Origin of the sequence: Jeotgalibacillus salarius (assembly GCF_004405125.1) — a bacterium.
Taxonomy (GTDB): Bacteria; Bacillota; Bacilli; order Bacillales; family Jeotgalibacillaceae; genus Jeotgalibacillus; species Jeotgalibacillus salarius.
Map to the genome: position 1 here is coordinate 175,613 of NZ_SORX01000005.1, position 14,918 is coordinate 190,530.

Consider the following 14,918-nt stretch of genomic DNA (forward strand, 5'->3'; position numbering starts at 1 on the left):
TGGGGTGTGCAGAAAATGCCTTCTTTTTTTAGAAATAAAAGGCTGATTGTGCTGCTCGTCAGTATTATACTGCTTGTTGCATTAATTGGGTTTTCACTTAGAGAAAGAGAAAATATTTCTCTTCCGGAGCAATTTGTAAAAGATATCGTCGGGTTTGGACAGAATATTGCATCGAAGCCGGCAAGCTTTGTTCAGGGTGGTGTTGAAAGCGTTCAGGACCTTCTGAATACTTACAGCGAAAATAAGAAATTGAAATCTAGTCTTGAAGAACTTGCTTTGCTTGAAACGCAGGTAACGGATTTGCAAAGAGACAATGATGAGTTGAGGGAACAGACGAATGTGGAAGGTAACATTCGTGATTACAGCATCATTAATGCAACAGTCATTGCCCGCAACCCTGATCAATGGCAGGATACGATCATTATTGACAAGGGTCAGGTGAACGGGATTGAAGCAGATATGGCCGTTCAGACGGCAGGCGGTATGATCGGCAGAGTAAAAGATACCGGTCAGTTTACATCTACGATTGAACTGTTGAGTGCCAGAAACTCCCTTAATAGAGTTTCAGCACTTCTCCAGACAGAAGAATCCAATGTTTTTGGGACTGTAGAAGGTTTTGACACGGAGCGTGAAGAACTAATGGTCAAGAAGATTCCATTCGACGTACCTGTTGAAGTAGGTTCTCAGGTTATTACTTCAGGACTTGGAGGTATTTTCCCAAGAGGTCTTTTGATCGGGGAAGTAACTGAAGTAACTTCGGATGAATACGGACTGACACAAACAGCTTTTGTGAACCCCGCTGCAAGTCTTTATGACATTGAACATGTGATGGTGCTTGAAAGAACCGCTGCCGGAGCAGAAGAGATCGAAACGGAAGCTGAGGAGGATGAAGAATGATCCGATTTATGCTTCCGTTAATCGGTATTGCAGTCTTTTACAGTGAAAGTATTTTTGCGACTTTCTCTCCAATAGAAGCTGCAGGTGATACAAGGCTTCTGGTTCCGCGCTTTCTGGTTGTGTTTCTGATATTTTTAAGTTTTTATTATAACCGGAATGCATCTTATGTTTATGCATTCGTTTTTGGATTGATGTATGATGTTTTCTTTACAGGTGTTCTGGGGATTTATATGTTTTTATTTCCGCTGTTAATTTATATCTCAGCGATGATCGTCAGGGTGATTTATCAAAACATTGCAGTCAGTGGTCTTGTGACACTGGTTATGATTGCGCTGCTTGAGTGGATTGTTTATCAGTTTAACCTCCTGATTGGTATAGCTGATATGAATGTAGAAACATTTTTAAATCAGAGACTATATTCAACACTGCTTTTCAATGCGGTCTTTATCTTGATTGCCGCTTATCCTTTCAAGGTTTGGATGGCATCTGTCAGACTCAAACATCTGGAGGACTAATACGCTACGGTTTGGGGTGAATAATGTGGGTGCGCAAAACGTAATGATTAAAGGTACAAAGGATGGCTTTATTTTAATGCTGAATGACCAGTGTGGTTATGAAGTGTTAAAAGAGGAACTAATCGAAAAGCTTTCTGTTCAATATAAAGCGCCTGCGGATGGTCAGGCTGTGAAAGCCAGGATAGAAGCTGGTAACCGCTTTTTAACTGAGGAGCAGCAGGAAGAAATCAGGCAAATTGTTCATCAGCAGAAAAGCCTTCTCGTAGACGATATCTACAGTAACGTCATCACGAAAGACGAGGCTGAACAAAGAGTTAGAGAGAAAGAAATGTCATCCATGACCGGAATTGTGAGATCAGGTCAGGTGATCGAGGTTGAAGGCGACTTTTTGCTGGTTGGAGATGTAAATCCAGGCGGCATGATTATGGCAGGCGGTAATATTTATATTCTTGGTACATTAAGAGGAATTGCACATGCAGGCTGTTATGGCAAAAAAGAGGCAGTAATTGTTGCTTCACAAATGCTTCCTGCCCAGATTCGTATTGCATCAAAACTGAATCGGGCACCTGATCAGGATGATGAATCACACGAAATGGAATGTGCTTACATAGATGACAGAGATCAAATTGTTGTTGACCGTTTACAGGTTTTAAGAAAAATCCGTCCCGGTATGACTAAGGTTGAAGGAGGAATATAACAGTGGGCGAAGCAATTGTCATTACATCAGGTAAAGGCGGTGTCGGTAAAACGACCACGACTGCCAATCTAGGTACAGCAATCGCGATGCAGGGAAAGAAAGTATGTTTAATTGATACTGATATTGGCCTGCGCAACCTGGACGTTATTCTCGGTTTGGATAACAGAATTATTTATGATCTCGTAGACGTAGTGGAGGGAAGATGCAAGCCGAATCAGGCACTTGTAAAAGATAAGCGCTTTGATGGTCTGCTGTATCTTCTGCCGGCTGCTCAGACGAGTGATAAATCAGCCGTAAATCCTGAACAGATGAAAGAGCTTGTCGATCAGCTGAAACAGGATTATGACTATATATTGATTGACTGTCCTGCAGGGATCGAACAGGGTTACAAAAATGCAGTTGCAGGTGCGGATCGTGCAATTGTTGTTACGACACCTGAACGATCTGCTGTACGGGATGCTGACAGAATTATCGGACTTCTTGAACAGGAAACCCATGAGCCTCCTGTATTGATCATTAATAGAATCAGAAACCATTTAATGGAGTCAGGTGACATGCTGGATATTGATGAAGTCACGACACATCTGTCTATTGATCTGCTTGGGATCGTTGTGGATGATGATATGGTTATTACCGCTTCTAACAAAGGTGAACCTATTACGATGAACCCGGATAGTAAAGCATCGATTGCTTATCGCAACATTGCGAAAAGAATTCTGGGAGAATCAATTCCACTTATGTCATTATCAGATGAAAAACCGACATTCTTTCAAAAGATATTTAAACTTCTCGGCAAGAAGTAAAAAGCCGGCAGCGAATGTGCTGCCGGTTTTTTTCATAGGATGAAGCAGAAGGCTGAGAAAAGGGAGAGTGCAGGTATGTCCCCTGTCAAAAAATATGCAGATAAAATGCGTGAAAAACGCGGCGTGAGACCAGGGTTCCCGGAAAAGTTTCTGGTAAAAACGATCTTTGCAGGATTAATTGCCGTTTTATTTACTGCGAGTGAAGACGATCTTTGGTCACTGCCGCAGCTTATTGATGCACAGGATGTACTTTATTCATCTTTTGAATTTGCCACTCATTACGAAAACTGGGGTAAACATTTGGGGTTGTCAAATGAAGGAATGACAAATCATCAAACAGTTATGCCTGTATCAGTATCTTTTAGCCAGGAAGCACTCGAAGGAAATCAAACATCTATTGCATCCGTAGCGGGTGAGCCGATTTTTGCTCCAAGAAGCGGGGTCATCTTATTTGCAGGTCAGTCAGCAGGCGAAAACGTGGTAGTGATGCAGCATACTGACAGAAAGAAAACGGTGTATGTGTCAGTTGTGCCGGATAAGATCAAAACGTTTGATTTGATCAGTGCAGGAGAGCAGATTGGATACGCAGAAAACGACGTATACCAATTTATATTGAAGCCGGAAAATACACCAATGAATATGAATGATCTGTTGAATGAAATCAATGAAAGGAATTAAACTGAATGTTATCATCCATCCAATGTTATGGCTGATGGCTGCAGCTTCATTTTTGACGGGGCAATTTTTATCTTTCTTCATTTTGTTTATGCTTGTCATTTTTCATGAAGCTGCACATGGACTGACTGCAGCTTTTTTTAAATGGGACATAAAAAAACTGACACTGATGCCATTTGGTGGTCAGCTTGAAGTGAAAGGCATCCTAAATAAATCAATTTCTGAAGAAATGGCAGTTGCAATTAGTGGACCACTGTTTCACATTCTGCTCCATTTGCTGTTGGTCTCTGTTCATCCTTCAATCCCGTATTTTGAGGAAATCTATTATCTTAATATTCAGCTGCTCATTTTTAATCTTTTACCTGTCTGGCCGCTTGATGGCGGGAGGATGGTGTATTGTGTCTTGTGTTTGATGTTTCCTTTTAAAAAAAGCATTCATTTGTCCGTCATGATCAGCATTGTCTGTCTAACAGTTTCACTGGTCGTAATGATTGACCAGCTGCAGTTTCAGTGGCTGTTGTTATTTATATACAGCGGGGTGAGTATTTGGCTTATGCATCGTAACAGGCATATGCAGCATCACCAATTTATACTTGAAAAGTGGAATGCGCCAACTGATTCACAGAAGAAAAAAGTAGAAATAATCGATGCGGAAGTAAGTGTAAGAGAGTTGATAGACAGACTATATAAAGGCAGAAGTCAGCAGTTCATCCTGTTAAAAGACGGAAAGATGATCGGAAATGTAAGTGATGATATGATAATAAAACGATACTTTTCCGCAATCAAATAAAAGCGGCTTCAGAAGAGGTGCACAAATTGAAACAACTCATTATAAGTGATAAAACCAGCGAAAAAAAATGGGCACTCGTCAACGACAAACGTCTTGACCGTCTTGAATTGTATCCGCCATTTTCACAAACAAAAGTAGGCAACATATACAGCGGTACGATTGCGAGTATTAAACCGTCACTGCATGCTGCTTTTGTGATGTTTGACAATGGGCCTAAAGGTTATTTGCCATTAAAAAGCATCCCTGATGCCGGACCGGTCCATCAGGGAATGAGACTATTAGTACAGGTGAAAAAAGATGAGGAAGCGTCCAAAGGGCCTGTCCTGACAGGAGATATCGAATTATCCGGCAGATATATGGTGTATTTCCCTTTTACACAAATGGTCAGGCATTCCAAGAAGATCAGTCCGGCTAAACGAAAAACGCTGAACAAATGGGCGGAACATTCGCTTAAGAAAAACGGTGGTCTGTTAATTAGAAGTGAAGCTGAATTTGCAGATGAAGCACTTCTTTCGGCTGAACTAAATGAATTGCAAAGTCGTTTCAGCATGCTTATTCAAACTTTTAATTCAAAAAAAGGTGTTCACTTGCTGGACAAGCCTTCAAAATTTCTTGATGATATTAAAGAAGTTGTATTAAAGAGCCCACCGGATGAAGTGATTACTGACACAGCCGGAATGTCGAGCCGTCTTAAATCCTTTGTGAGCGAGTCAAATCTGAAAACGAACATTGAACTGCACGCAGCAGACGAAGATTTATTTCAAGCATATTTAAAAGAAGATATCGTTCAGCTGATGACGAGGCAAATTGTCTGGCTGGATGGCGGGAGTTCAATTGTCATTGATCCTCTTGAGGCGATGACTGTGATCGATGTCAATTCTTCGAAACAGACTGGTAGTAAACATCATCAGACGGCTGCTAAAGAAATCAATACAAAAGCAGCACTGGAATCGCTTCGCCAAATGAGGATCAGGGATATGCATGGGATCATTGTCATTGATTTCATTAATATGGAAAGTGCCAGTGATCGTGCTGAGATTGATTTAATCATTAAAGAAGAAGCTAAAAAAGATGTCAAACATGTATTTACTGCAGGTTTTACCGAACTGGGTCTTTATCAGTTAACCCGTAAAAAAACAAAGGCATCCTATCACGCCGTCTATACAGTTCCGTGTCCGGTCTGCGCCGGAAAAGGCCGTGTCCCTTCACCGGAAAGCTGTCTGCTTGAACTGGAGAAAGAATTGTTAATCAGGAGAAGAATCATTGAAAAAGCTGAAATTAAGCTCACAAAAGATATACTCAGTCTGATTAAAGAAGATCCAGCATTTCTTACCTGGATTGAAGACGAATTGAACATTCCGGTAAAATTAATAGAAATCGAACATACGCATTCTTATTATGAACTTAGGTGAAAATAGAGAATGTCATTGACACTGTTCTCGTTCATGTGATAACATTCATATGTTACTGTTTGTAGCACCCGTGCTGCAACCGCTCATAACAGGTCTTTAAGCACTGAAAAGTCACCTGGTATATGGCGAGTCTGAGTGAACTCAAGGAGGTGCATTGGAATGTACGCAATTATTGAAACAGGCGGAAAGCAGATTAAAGTAGTTGAAGGCCAGGAGGTCTACATCGAAAAGCTTAACGCTGAAGCAGGCGAAGAAATTACGTTTGACAAAGTTCTTTTCGTAGGCGGAGATAATGTAAAAGTAGGAAGCCCACTAGTTGGTGGCGCTACTGTTACAGGTAAAGTTGAAAAACAGGGTCGCGCTAAAAAGATCACTGTATTCAAATACAAGCCGAAGAAAAATCAACACCGTAAGCTTGGTCACCGTCAGCCTTACACTAAAGTTGTAATCGGCAAGATCAACGCTTAATAGGTCCCGATATGATACAGGTTGTCATTGAACAGGAGCCGAACGGTCTGATAAGAGCTTTTCAAATGGAAGGGCACGCTGATTATGCGGAGCATGGCAAAGACTTAGTCTGTGCCGGCGCATCTGCAGTTTCCTTTGGCGCAGTGAACGCAGTTTTTTCTCTTACTGGGACTGAACCGGTCATTCACCAGGGAGATGATGGAGGTTATCTCAGAGTAGAATTTCCTCGTGATGCAGGTGAAGCAGGCAGCCGTACTCAACTGATCTTGGAAAGTATGATTGTCTCCTTGCAGACAATTGAACAGGAATACGGGCAATACATTAAAATAACCTTCAAAAAGTAGGAGGTGGAAAACCATGCTAAGATTAGATCTTCAATTTTTCGCTTCGAAAAAGGGAGTAGGTTCAACTAAGAACGGTCGTGATTCAATCTCTAAGCGTCTAGGCGCTAAGCGTGCGGATGGCCAGTTCGTTACAGGCGGATCAATCCTTTACCGTCAGCGTGGAACTAAGATTTATCCTGGAGAAAACGTAGGCCGCGGAGGAGACGACACTCTATTCGCGAAAGCTGATGGCGTTGTACGCTTCGAGCGTATGGGCCGTGACAAGAAAAAGGTCAGCGTATACCCAGCTGCACAAGAAGCTTAATTTCTTAAGAAACTCTGGTTATAAACAGCCAGAGTTTCTTTTTATATTCAGCATTAGCGCGTACTTTGATATACTGTAGGTTAAGTAACACTCTTTAGGAGGAGCCTGATGATAGAATCAAAGCTAAAGCTCGAACTCCTGCAGCATTGCCGTCATGACTGGATGAATAAATTGCAGATGATTAAAGGAAACCTCGAGCTGTTGAATACAGACAGAGCGGCACAAATGATTGACGAAATGGTCATTGAATCCAGGCAGGAGGCATTACTGACTGCACTGGGAACGCCACGTTTTTCAGAATGGCTGCTGACATATAATTGGTATCGTCCCGGGCCGTTAAAGCTCGGATACGAATTCACAGAAAGAATGAAAATTCCGGAAGCGTATGATATGCTGCTTCTAAATTGGGCGAAAAAAACTGCTGCAGCGGTGGATAAAGCATTAAATACACCGTCGGATCAGGAGCTTTACTTTTTATTTGAACAGCAGGAAGAAAGCTTTTCCATTGTTGTGGAATATGAAGGGGAGCCTCTTCAATCCTCTCCGGAAAACATTATACAGGAGCCGGAAGAAGCACAGGTTGAATGGATTCACGATACATGCGCATCCTTTTCAATAAAGCTGACCTTTGATTACCCTGTACCAAGAGTGAAAGTTTAACAATAGGAGGATCCACAATTATGTTTGTCGATCAGGTAAAGATATATGTAAAAGGCGGAGACGGCGGAGATGGAATGGTCGCTTTCCGTAGAGAAAAATATGTACCAAAGGGCGGACCTGCCGGTGGAGACGGCGGACAAGGCGCCAATGTAATCTTTCTAGTTGAAGAAGGCTTAAGAACACTGATGGATTTCCGTTATCAGCGCCACTTCAAAGCACCTAAAGGTGAAAACGGAATGACTAAAAATCAGCACGGCAGAGGTGCGTCTGACATGGTCGTAAAAGTTCCACCAGGCACAGTCGTAAAAGATGAAGCAACTGGTGAAGTCATTGCTGACCTTACAGAACACGGACAACAGGCTGTGATTGCAAAAGGCGGACGCGGAGGCAGAGGAAATTCCCGTTTTGCTTCTCCTTCAAATCCTGCGCCGGAACTGTCTGAAAAAGGCGAACCGGGTCAGGAAAAAACCATCGTAATGGAATTGAAATTACTTGCCGATGTTGGGCTTGTAGGATTCCCTAGTGTAGGGAAGTCAACGCTATTATCTGTTGTATCTGCTGCAAAGCCAAAAATTGCTGAGTACCACTTTACGACAATTGCACCGAACCTGGGCATGGTGGAAACTGAAGATAACCGGACATTTGTCATGGCAGACCTTCCGGGATTAATTGAAGGTGCGCATGAAGGGGTTGGGCTTGGACATCAATTCCTCAGACATATTGAAAGAACACGTGTTATTGTACACGTTGTTGATATGTCAGCACTTGAAGGAAGAGATCCTTATGACGATTATATGACGATCAATAATGAGCTGAATGAATATAACTTACGCTTATCTGAACGTCCTCAGGTAGTTGTTGCAAATAAAATGGACATGCCTGAAGCAGAAGAGAACCTGAAGAAATTTAAAGAACAGATTGGTGAAGATGTACAAGTCTTTCCTGTTTCGGCCATTTCCAGACAGGGTCTTAAGGAGCTTCTTTATACTGTTGCTGATCTTGTTGAATCTACACCTGAATTCCCTCTGCAGGAAGCTGAAAAGGATGAAACAATCAACCGCGTTCTTTATAAGCATCAGGAAGAAGCGAAATTCGAGATTACACGCGATCCTGATGGAAGCTTCGTGATTACAGGAGATTCACTTGAAAGATTATTTAAAATGACTGATTTCAGCCGTGAAGAATCAATCAGACGATTTTCGCGTCAGATGCGTGGAATGGGTATTGATGATGCACTTCGTGAAAAAGGTGCGAAGAACGGTGATACAGTTAAGATCATTGAATTTGAATTTGATTTCGTAGAGTAAAGCGGGAGGGTATAAGGTGCCAAAAAAGGAACTAAATGAGAAATTCTATCTGGTAAGAGAAGATGTGCTTCCTGAAGCGATGCAAAAAACGCTTGAAGCAAAGCAGCTGCTTGAGAGGGGACATGCAGGATCTGTATGGGAAGCTGTGCGCTCAGTCGATTTAAGCCGAAGCGCATTTTATAAATACAGAGACACTGTTTTCCCGTTTCATACGGTTGTGAAAGAAAAAATCATCACGCTCTTTTTCCATCTGGAAGACCGCTCAGGCACCTTATCTCAGCTGCTTGAGCTGGTTGCTACCTGTGGTGGGAACATATTGACCATTCATCAGACAATTCCGCTCCAGGGGCGGGCAAACGTTACCTTATCACTCAATGTAACAGATATGAATGTGACGCTTGATGAGATGATGAACAGACTAAAAAGACTTGAGTTTGTTGAGAAAGTTGAAGTGCTGGGCTCAGGTGCCTGATTTTGATGAAGAAGGTGAACAAATGAGAATTGGTTATTTAGGTCCGGAAGCTTCATTTACCCATTATGCGGTAAAAAGCGTGTTCATAAATGAAGAATATATTGCATTTCCTACTATTCCTGACTGCCTGGAGGCACTTGCAGAGAAAAAGGTAGACCGGGCAGTTGTCCCGCTCGAAAATGCACTTGAGGGTTCTGTCCCGATCACTGTAGACTATTTATTTCATGATGTGGATTTACATATTACTGCCGAATTAATCTCACCGATTGAGCAGCACTTAATGGTTCACCCGGATCATGAGCACGAATGGCAGGACGTAAGCAGGATTATGTCACATTCACATGCGCTTGCTCAATGCCATAAGTACTTATATTACCGATTCAGAGGAGTAACACTTGAGCCATCTACCTCTACATCAGCTGCTGCTCAATATGTGAGCGCGCATCCTGAAGAGAATATTGCCGCGATTGGTAATGCGCTGGCTGCAGATACATACGGGTTAACAGTTGTTGAAGAAAATATTCATGACTTTCATTTCAATCACACACGCTTTGTTGTATTGACCAGTGAATTAGAGACTGAATTGCTGCCTTTTGAGCATGATGCTGAAAAAACTACATTAATGGTTACACTTCCTTCAGACGACAGGCCAGGTGCGCTCCATCAGGTGCTTTCTGCTTTTTCATGGCGCCAGCTCAGCCTCAGTAAAATTGAATCGAGACCTCTCAAAACAGGTCTGGGTAATTACTTTTTCATCATTGACGTTGAGCGTCCTGTTGATGGCATATTGATGCAGGGAGCAATTGAAGAGCTTGAAGCACTGGGCTGTACAGTAAAAGTTCTCGGAAGTTATAAAAAACATATGCTACTGCCGCAGAAATAAAAAACTGATTCTCTCCTCACATTGAGAGAATCAGTTTTTTTAGCCTTTATGCAATATTCCTGCATGATCAAGCTCCTGTTCAATATGATCCAATATTGCAGCATTTTCAGCTTCGATTTCATGCATGTGAACGCCATCTGTTAGTTCTGACAAAAGTGAAGACTCAGAAGAAGAGAGTTGATCTGTAAACCGTTTCACTTCAGCCTGATTGTGCAGCATGAGTGAAGCGGTCATCTCACCGTAGACAGGGTGTTCAATCACGACATTTTTAACAATTGCTCCGTGTTTAACGATTAGCTGCAATTCTTGTTCGGTCTGCTCAGGCGTATGCCTGCAGACGATCAATCTTGAAACCCGGCTAACAGGATTTGAAGGCATATATAAATAACCCTGACTTGTAGCAAGTATTGGTTCGTTTTTTGCTTTTAACAAATTAATATCGCTCACAATGACCTGTCTGCTCACATTCATTTCTTTGGCGAGAGAGCGGCCGGTAATTGGTCCAATGGAATGCCGGAGAGCTAGTAATATTTTTTCTCTTCTGGCTTCACCTGTTTTCTGGCGGTCACTTGGCATCTGCTACCCTTCTTTCCTAGGATGTTCTGAAAGTATTGTATCATAAATCCATTTCGTTCATAGGATATATGGAATGAATAATGGAGGTGGCAATATGAAAATTCATGTTGTTCAAAAAGGAGATACACTTTGGACGATCGCAAAACATTATCAGGTATCTTTCGAGGAACTGAAAGCAATTAACGCTCATCTGGCTAATCCTGATATGATCATGCCTGGTATGAAAATTAAAATTCCTGCAGAAAAGTCAGCTGAAAAAACAGCTGGAAAGAAAAGCGAATACATGCATCCATATACAAATGATAAACCTGCTTCTCCGCAACTGCCAGAAGAGACATTTCCAATGCCTGCTATGCCTTATCCCAGTTTTATGATGCCTGCGACGCCTCAGATGCCTGTAATGCCAAAAATGCAGAAGATGCCTGATATGTCTGCAATGCCTCAGATCCCAAAGATGCCTGAAATGCCTAAAGCCCATGAAAAGAATGAATGGGAAAAAATGATTGGGGAAAAATATTGCAGCTGTAACGAGAAACCTTCTGTAAAATCTATGGAGCATATGATGCCTCACATGATGCAGCCGCAGCAAATGCATATGCCTCCTATGCCTGAACAAATGTTTCATCCTATGATGGACCACAACTGTCATCCGATGCCGGTTTGTTGCTGTTGTGGTTGTCCGTGTCATTTTCCATACAGAGGACCTTTTTAAAACCTGTGAATAAAAACAGCTAAAACACAAACCCTATCTTAAAGAGCATATTTTAGGAGAGGGTTTAATGAAAATATTCGTCACAATGTTAATGTGTCTGTTATTATCGAGCATTCACGTGGATCAAACCTATGCAGCTCAGCTTTCATTAAATTTAGCAATAGAAACCATTTACCAAAATGGAGAAAAAGGGATTGAGCACAGAACGGAGTCTTTTGAAGCAATGGAAGACTTCTTTGCGGCTTACTCCAGTTTGCAAATTATTGATATGAGTAATGAGCTGATTACGTTGAGAACATCTGAAAAGGAAGTTTCTCCACTCGTGAAATTGAGCGGATATTATGAAATTGATTAAACAGCCCAAGCGGCTGTTTTTTCTATTGCTGAAAAAAGTAACCTTACATGATAAAATAGAACAGATGTTTTGTTAGAAGAACAGGACTCAACAACGAACGATCATAAAAAAGTCAGACATATCAGCAACTAGAAATTGTGTTACAATGAAGTTTGCATTGAAAGGAAGATTCTATCATGTATGAATATATAAAAGGTGAAATTACATATATCTCAACAGAGTATATTGTTTCTGATCATCATGGGTTAGGCTACAAAATTTATATGCCTAATCCTTTTGTGATGTCTTCTAAGCAGGGAGAAACAGTACAGGTATTTACTTATCAGCACGTCAGAGAAGATCAGCTCACATTGTTTGGGTTTCCTACGATGGAGGAAAAGCTTTTATTTACGAAGCTATTGAATGTATCGGGAATCGGTCCAAAGGGTGCCTTAGCTATTCTTGCCTCCGGTGCGCCTGAGCAGGTCATTCAGGCAATTGAAGATGAAAATGAAACGCTGCTTGTTAAATTCCCTGGTGTAGGGAAGAAAACTGCCAGACAAATTATCCTCGATCTGAAAGGAAAACTACAGGACGTAGTACCGGATTACTTTCCAAATCTGTTTAATGATGCAGCAGAATTGAAGGGACAGGATGACTCGGCACTTGACGAAGCAGTGATGGCATTACAGGCGCTGGGATATTCCGAGCGTGAAGTGAAAAAAATAAAACCTGTTTTGCAAAAAGAATCGATGACAACAGATCAATATATTAAAAAAGGTCTTCAGCTCATGCTGAAGCTTAAGTAAAGGAGGGATTAGATGGAAGAGCGTATTGTATCAGGGGAAGCTAATCTGGATGAAACATCGCTGGAACAATCGATCAGACCGCAGTTGCTTGAAACCTATATTGGGCAGGATCAGGTAAAGAAGAATCTTGCAATTTATATCGAAGCAGCGAAAAATCGGCAGGAAACCCTTGACCATGTTCTTCTGTATGGTCCCCCGGGGTTAGGTAAAACAACGCTCGCCGCGGTGATCGCTAATGAGATGGGTGTGAATCTCAGAACGACTGCGGGTCCCGCGGTTGAAAGAGCAGGCGACCTTGCAGCAATTCTTACAGCACTTGAACCGGGAGATGTGCTTTTTATTGATGAAATTCACAGGCTGCCAAGAGCGATTGAAGAAGTATTATATCCTGCGATGGAGGATTTTTGTCTTGATATTGTGATTGGCAGCGGTCCGAGCGCAAGATCAGTGAGGCTGGATCTTCCTCCATTTACACTGGTCGGTGCAACTACACGAGCAGGTGCCATTTCTGCACCTTTAAGAGACAGGTTTGGCGTACTAAGCAGACTTGAGTATTATAATGAAAACCAATTAAAAGAAATTGTAAATCGATCTGCTGATATATTTGCAACCGAGATTGATGATTACGGTGCTACTGAAATTGCGCGCCGTTCGAGAGGAACACCGCGTATTGCGAACCGTCTCCTTAGAAGAGTGAGAGATTATGCTCAAGTTAAAGGTGAGGGTGATATTACGCTGCCGATTGCTAAAGCCTCACTTGAGCTTTTGCAGGTGGATCAGCTGGGATTAGATCATATCGATCACAAGCTCCTCAGAGGGATCGTCGAGCGTTTCAGGGGTGGTCCTGTAGGGCTTGATACGATTGCAGCGAGTATCGGCGAGGAATCTTCAACAATTGAGGATGTATACGAACCATATCTGCTGCAAATCGGTTTTCTCCAACGCACGCCGCGCGGAAGAATTGCGACCCCTCTCGTTTACGAACACTTTAATTTGGAGGTGCCTGAATGACACTGCCAAAAATGCTGATGATTGCAGGTGCTGCACTTTTAGTGGCTGGATTTTTACTGCAGTTTATTAAAGCTGGCAGACTGCCGGGTGACATTGTGATTAAAAAAGAAAATATGACATTTTATTTTCCGATCGTTACGTCTATATTAATTAGTTTAATTTTGACTGGAATCTTCTTTTTAATCGGAAGGTTCAGGTAAGGAGCTGCCATAATGAATATTCATGATTTTGATTTTGAACTTCCAGAGGAGCTGATCGCTCAGGTTCCGCTTGAAGATCGTACTTCAAGCAGACTGATGGTGCTGGATAAGGTTACAGGGAAAGTTGAACATCAGTCATTCAAAAATATATTGGATTATTTACATGAAGGCGATTGCCTTGTGTTGAACGATACAAAAGTGCTTCCTGCTCGCCTGATTGGAGAAAAAAAGGAGACTGGTGCTGCAATAGAAGTACTGTTGCTTAAGCAGCTTGAAGGGGAACGCTGGGAAACGCTCGTGAAGCCGGCGAAAAGAATTAAACCTGGAACGGTGATCACTTTTGGTGAAGGATTGCTGACTGCTGAATGCATCGATACAGGTGATCAGGGTGGACGTATCCTCGAGTTCAGTTATGACGGCATTTTTTACGAGCTGCTTGACCAGCTGGGTGATATGCCACTTCCTCCATATATCAAAGAAAAACTTGACGACAAGGACCGTTACCAGACCGTTTTTGCAAAAGAGCGAGGTTCTGCTGCCGCGCCTACGGCAGGACTTCACTTTACAGAAGATATTCTTGATGAGATCAGATCTAAAGGTGTGAGTATTGCTTTTATTACGCTGCACGTAGGGCTTGGAACCTTCAGGCCTGTATCAGTGGACTCAATTGAAGAACACGATATGCACAGCGAATATTATCAATTATCTGCTGAAAATGCAGACATTCTTAATCAGGCAAGAGCAAACGGCGGAAAAATTATTACAGTTGGCACAACATCCACCCGTACGTTGGAGACAATTGCAGATGAGCAGGGACATTTTGAAGCGCAATCGGGATGGACAGACATTTTTATTTATCCCGGATATACATTTAAAGCATCCGATGTACTGCTGACGAACTTCCATCTGCCAAAGTCAACGCTTATCATGCTGGTGAGTGCAATGGCAGGAAGAGAACAGACACTTACTGCTTATCAAGCTGCTGTAGAAAAAAAGTACCGGTTTTTCAGTTTTGGCGATGCCATGCTGATCAAATAGAGAGGAGAAAT

21 protein-coding genes and 1 other annotated feature are annotated in these 14,918 nt (G+C 42.1%); of the genes, 20 read left to right on the forward strand and 1 reads right to left on the reverse strand.

The features are described from left to right. Nucleotides 1-15 precede the first annotated feature (15 nt). From mreC to pheA, 14 genes are all read left to right on the forward strand, one after another. Nucleotides 16-897, forward strand: coding sequence for a rod shape-determining protein MreC (mreC, locus tag E2626_RS10205; RefSeq protein ID WP_134381650.1), 882 nt, complete (start codon nucleotides 16-18; stop codon nucleotides 895-897). Further along, entirely contained in the window at nucleotides 894-1,412 is a 519-nt protein-coding gene (gene mreD / locus E2626_RS10210; protein WP_134381651.1) for a rod shape-determining protein MreD, read from the forward strand. Before mreC ends, mreD begins: the two co-directional genes overlap by 4 nt. A gap of 43 nt (nucleotides 1,413-1,455) precedes the next feature. Continuing rightward, a complete protein-coding gene (gene minC / locus E2626_RS10215) occupies nucleotides 1,456-2,109 on the forward strand; it encodes a septum site-determining protein MinC (protein WP_134381785.1) in 654 nt (217 codons plus the stop codon). A 2-nt stretch (nucleotides 2,110-2,111) separates the two neighbouring features. Then, a complete protein-coding gene (gene minD / locus E2626_RS10220) occupies nucleotides 2,112-2,912 on the forward strand; it encodes a septum site-determining protein MinD (protein ID WP_134381652.1) in 801 nt (266 codons plus the stop codon). A 75-nt stretch (nucleotides 2,913-2,987) separates the two neighbouring features. Continuing rightward, nucleotides 2,988-3,590, forward strand: a complete 603-nt coding sequence (locus E2626_RS10225) for a M23 family metallopeptidase (RefSeq protein ID WP_166786790.1) — start codon at nucleotides 2,988-2,990, stop codon at nucleotides 3,588-3,590. Beyond that, complete coding sequence (locus tag E2626_RS10230) at nucleotides 3,568-4,377, forward strand: site-2 protease family protein (RefSeq protein ID WP_134381654.1); 810 nt, start codon at nucleotides 3,568-3,570, stop codon at nucleotides 4,375-4,377. The genes E2626_RS10225 and E2626_RS10230 overlap by 23 nt, the downstream gene beginning before the upstream one ends. A gap of 26 nt (nucleotides 4,378-4,403) precedes the next feature. Further along, nucleotides 4,404-5,789, forward strand: coding sequence for a ribonuclease E/G (locus E2626_RS10235; RefSeq protein WP_134381655.1), 1,386 nt, complete (start codon nucleotides 4,404-4,406; stop codon nucleotides 5,787-5,789). A gap of 67 nt (nucleotides 5,790-5,856) precedes the next feature. Beyond that, nucleotides 5,857-5,932 (forward strand) — a sequence feature (ribosomal protein L21 leader region). 16 nt (nucleotides 5,933-5,948) lie between these two features. Then, entirely contained in the window at nucleotides 5,949-6,257 is a 309-nt protein-coding gene (rplU, locus tag E2626_RS10240; protein WP_134381656.1) for a 50S ribosomal protein L21, read from the forward strand. An 11-nt stretch (nucleotides 6,258-6,268) separates the two neighbouring features. Next, a complete protein-coding gene (locus E2626_RS10245) occupies nucleotides 6,269-6,601 on the forward strand; it encodes a ribosomal-processing cysteine protease Prp (protein WP_134381657.1) in 333 nt (110 codons plus the stop codon). A 13-nt stretch (nucleotides 6,602-6,614) separates the two neighbouring features. After that, the gene (gene rpmA / locus E2626_RS10250) at nucleotides 6,615-6,905 is read left to right on the forward strand and encodes a 50S ribosomal protein L27 (RefSeq protein ID WP_039810086.1); all 291 of its coding nucleotides are present in this window, start codon (nucleotides 6,615-6,617) and stop codon (nucleotides 6,903-6,905) included. A 108-nt stretch (nucleotides 6,906-7,013) separates the two neighbouring features. Beyond that, a complete protein-coding gene (locus tag E2626_RS10255; RefSeq protein WP_134381658.1) occupies nucleotides 7,014-7,565 on the forward strand; it encodes a Spo0B domain-containing protein in 552 nt (183 codons plus the stop codon). 20 nt (nucleotides 7,566-7,585) lie between these two features. After that, nucleotides 7,586-8,872 (forward strand): GTPase ObgE, encoded by a 1,287-nt coding sequence (gene obgE / locus E2626_RS10260; protein WP_134381659.1) that lies wholly within the window; start codon nucleotides 7,586-7,588, stop codon nucleotides 8,870-8,872. A 16-nt stretch (nucleotides 8,873-8,888) separates the two neighbouring features. After that, nucleotides 8,889-9,344, forward strand: coding sequence for an ACT domain-containing protein (locus tag E2626_RS10265; protein WP_134381660.1), 456 nt, complete (start codon nucleotides 8,889-8,891; stop codon nucleotides 9,342-9,344). Nucleotides 9,345-9,366: 22 nt separating this feature from the next. Next, a complete protein-coding gene (pheA, locus tag E2626_RS10270; protein WP_134381786.1) occupies nucleotides 9,367-10,227 on the forward strand; it encodes a prephenate dehydratase in 861 nt (286 codons plus the stop codon). 39 nt (nucleotides 10,228-10,266) lie between these two features. Here pheA and E2626_RS10275 read toward each other — a convergent pair whose 3' ends face one another. Further along, nucleotides 10,267-10,803 (reverse strand): transcription repressor NadR, encoded by a 537-nt coding sequence (locus tag E2626_RS10275; protein WP_134381661.1) that lies wholly within the window; start codon nucleotides 10,801-10,803, stop codon nucleotides 10,267-10,269. Between the two features lie 94 nt (nucleotides 10,804-10,897). Between E2626_RS10275 and safA the strand changes: the two genes are divergently transcribed. The 6 genes from safA to queA all read left to right on the forward strand — a co-directional run bounded on the left by safA (nucleotide 10,898) and on the right by queA (nucleotide 14,907). Continuing rightward, a complete protein-coding gene (safA, locus tag E2626_RS17485) occupies nucleotides 10,898-11,515 on the forward strand; it encodes a SafA/ExsA family spore coat assembly protein (protein WP_134381662.1) in 618 nt (205 codons plus the stop codon). Between the two features lie 67 nt (nucleotides 11,516-11,582). Next, nucleotides 11,583-11,870 carry a BofC N-terminal domain-containing protein gene (locus tag E2626_RS10285; protein WP_134381663.1) on the forward strand — a complete coding sequence of 96 codons (288 nt, stop codon included), beginning with the start codon at nucleotides 11,583-11,585 and terminating at the stop codon, nucleotides 11,868-11,870. Nucleotides 11,871-12,046: 176 nt separating this feature from the next. Continuing rightward, entirely contained in the window at nucleotides 12,047-12,658 is a 612-nt protein-coding gene (ruvA, locus tag E2626_RS10290) for a Holliday junction branch migration protein RuvA (protein WP_134381664.1), read from the forward strand. 12 nt (nucleotides 12,659-12,670) lie between these two features. Next, complete coding sequence (ruvB, locus tag E2626_RS10295) at nucleotides 12,671-13,669, forward strand: Holliday junction branch migration DNA helicase RuvB (protein ID WP_134381665.1); 999 nt, start codon at nucleotides 12,671-12,673, stop codon at nucleotides 13,667-13,669. Then, a complete protein-coding gene (locus E2626_RS10300; protein WP_041121025.1) occupies nucleotides 13,666-13,869 on the forward strand; it encodes a DUF2905 domain-containing protein in 204 nt (67 codons plus the stop codon). Before ruvB ends, E2626_RS10300 begins: the two co-directional genes overlap by 4 nt. 12 nt (nucleotides 13,870-13,881) lie before the next feature. Further along, on the forward strand, nucleotides 13,882-14,907 hold the full coding sequence (queA, locus tag E2626_RS10305; protein ID WP_134381666.1) for a tRNA preQ1(34) S-adenosylmethionine ribosyltransferase-isomerase QueA: 1,026 nt from the start codon (nucleotides 13,882-13,884) through the stop codon (nucleotides 14,905-14,907). The last annotated feature ends 11 nt before the right edge of the window (nucleotides 14,908-14,918 follow it).

Excerpts from the sequence above, each read along its gene's own strand:
- mreC (WP_134381650.1), top strand. The coding sequence starts at position 16 with ATGCCTTCTTTTTTTAGAAATAAAAGGCTGATTGTGCTGCTCGTCAGT.
- mreD (WP_134381651.1), top strand. The coding sequence starts at position 894 with ATGATCCGATTTATGCTTCCGTTAATCGGTATTGCAGTCTTTTACAGT.
- minC (WP_134381785.1), top strand. The coding sequence starts at position 1,456 with ATGATTAAAGGTACAAAGGATGGCTTTATTTTAATGCTGAATGACCAG.
- E2626_RS10225 (WP_166786790.1), top strand. The coding sequence starts at position 2,988 with ATGTCCCCTGTCAAAAAATATGCAGATAAAATGCGTGAAAAACGCGGC.
- E2626_RS10230 (WP_134381654.1), top strand. The coding sequence starts at position 3,568 with ATGAAATCAATGAAAGGAATTAAACTGAATGTTATCATCCATCCAATG.
- rplU (WP_134381656.1), top strand. The coding sequence starts at position 5,949 with ATGTACGCAATTATTGAAACAGGCGGAAAGCAGATTAAAGTAGTTGAA.
- E2626_RS10245 (WP_134381657.1), top strand. The coding sequence starts at position 6,269 with ATGATACAGGTTGTCATTGAACAGGAGCCGAACGGTCTGATAAGAGCT.
- rpmA (WP_039810086.1), top strand. The coding sequence starts at position 6,615 with ATGCTAAGATTAGATCTTCAATTTTTCGCTTCGAAAAAGGGAGTAGGT.
- E2626_RS10255 (WP_134381658.1), top strand. The coding sequence starts at position 7,014 with ATGATAGAATCAAAGCTAAAGCTCGAACTCCTGCAGCATTGCCGTCAT.
- obgE (WP_134381659.1), top strand. The coding sequence starts at position 7,586 with ATGTTTGTCGATCAGGTAAAGATATATGTAAAAGGCGGAGACGGCGGA.
- pheA (WP_134381786.1), top strand. The coding sequence starts at position 9,367 with ATGAGAATTGGTTATTTAGGTCCGGAAGCTTCATTTACCCATTATGCG.
- E2626_RS10275 (WP_134381661.1), bottom strand. The coding sequence starts at position 10,803 with ATGCCAAGTGACCGCCAGAAAACAGGTGAAGCCAGAAGAGAAAAAATA.
- safA (WP_134381662.1), top strand. The coding sequence starts at position 10,898 with ATGAAAATTCATGTTGTTCAAAAAGGAGATACACTTTGGACGATCGCA.
- E2626_RS10285 (WP_134381663.1), top strand. The coding sequence starts at position 11,583 with ATGAAAATATTCGTCACAATGTTAATGTGTCTGTTATTATCGAGCATT.
- ruvA (WP_134381664.1), top strand. The coding sequence starts at position 12,047 with ATGTATGAATATATAAAAGGTGAAATTACATATATCTCAACAGAGTAT.
- ruvB (WP_134381665.1), top strand. The coding sequence starts at position 12,671 with ATGGAAGAGCGTATTGTATCAGGGGAAGCTAATCTGGATGAAACATCG.
- E2626_RS10300 (WP_041121025.1), top strand. The coding sequence starts at position 13,666 with ATGACACTGCCAAAAATGCTGATGATTGCAGGTGCTGCACTTTTAGTG.
- queA (WP_134381666.1), top strand. The coding sequence starts at position 13,882 with ATGAATATTCATGATTTTGATTTTGAACTTCCAGAGGAGCTGATCGCT.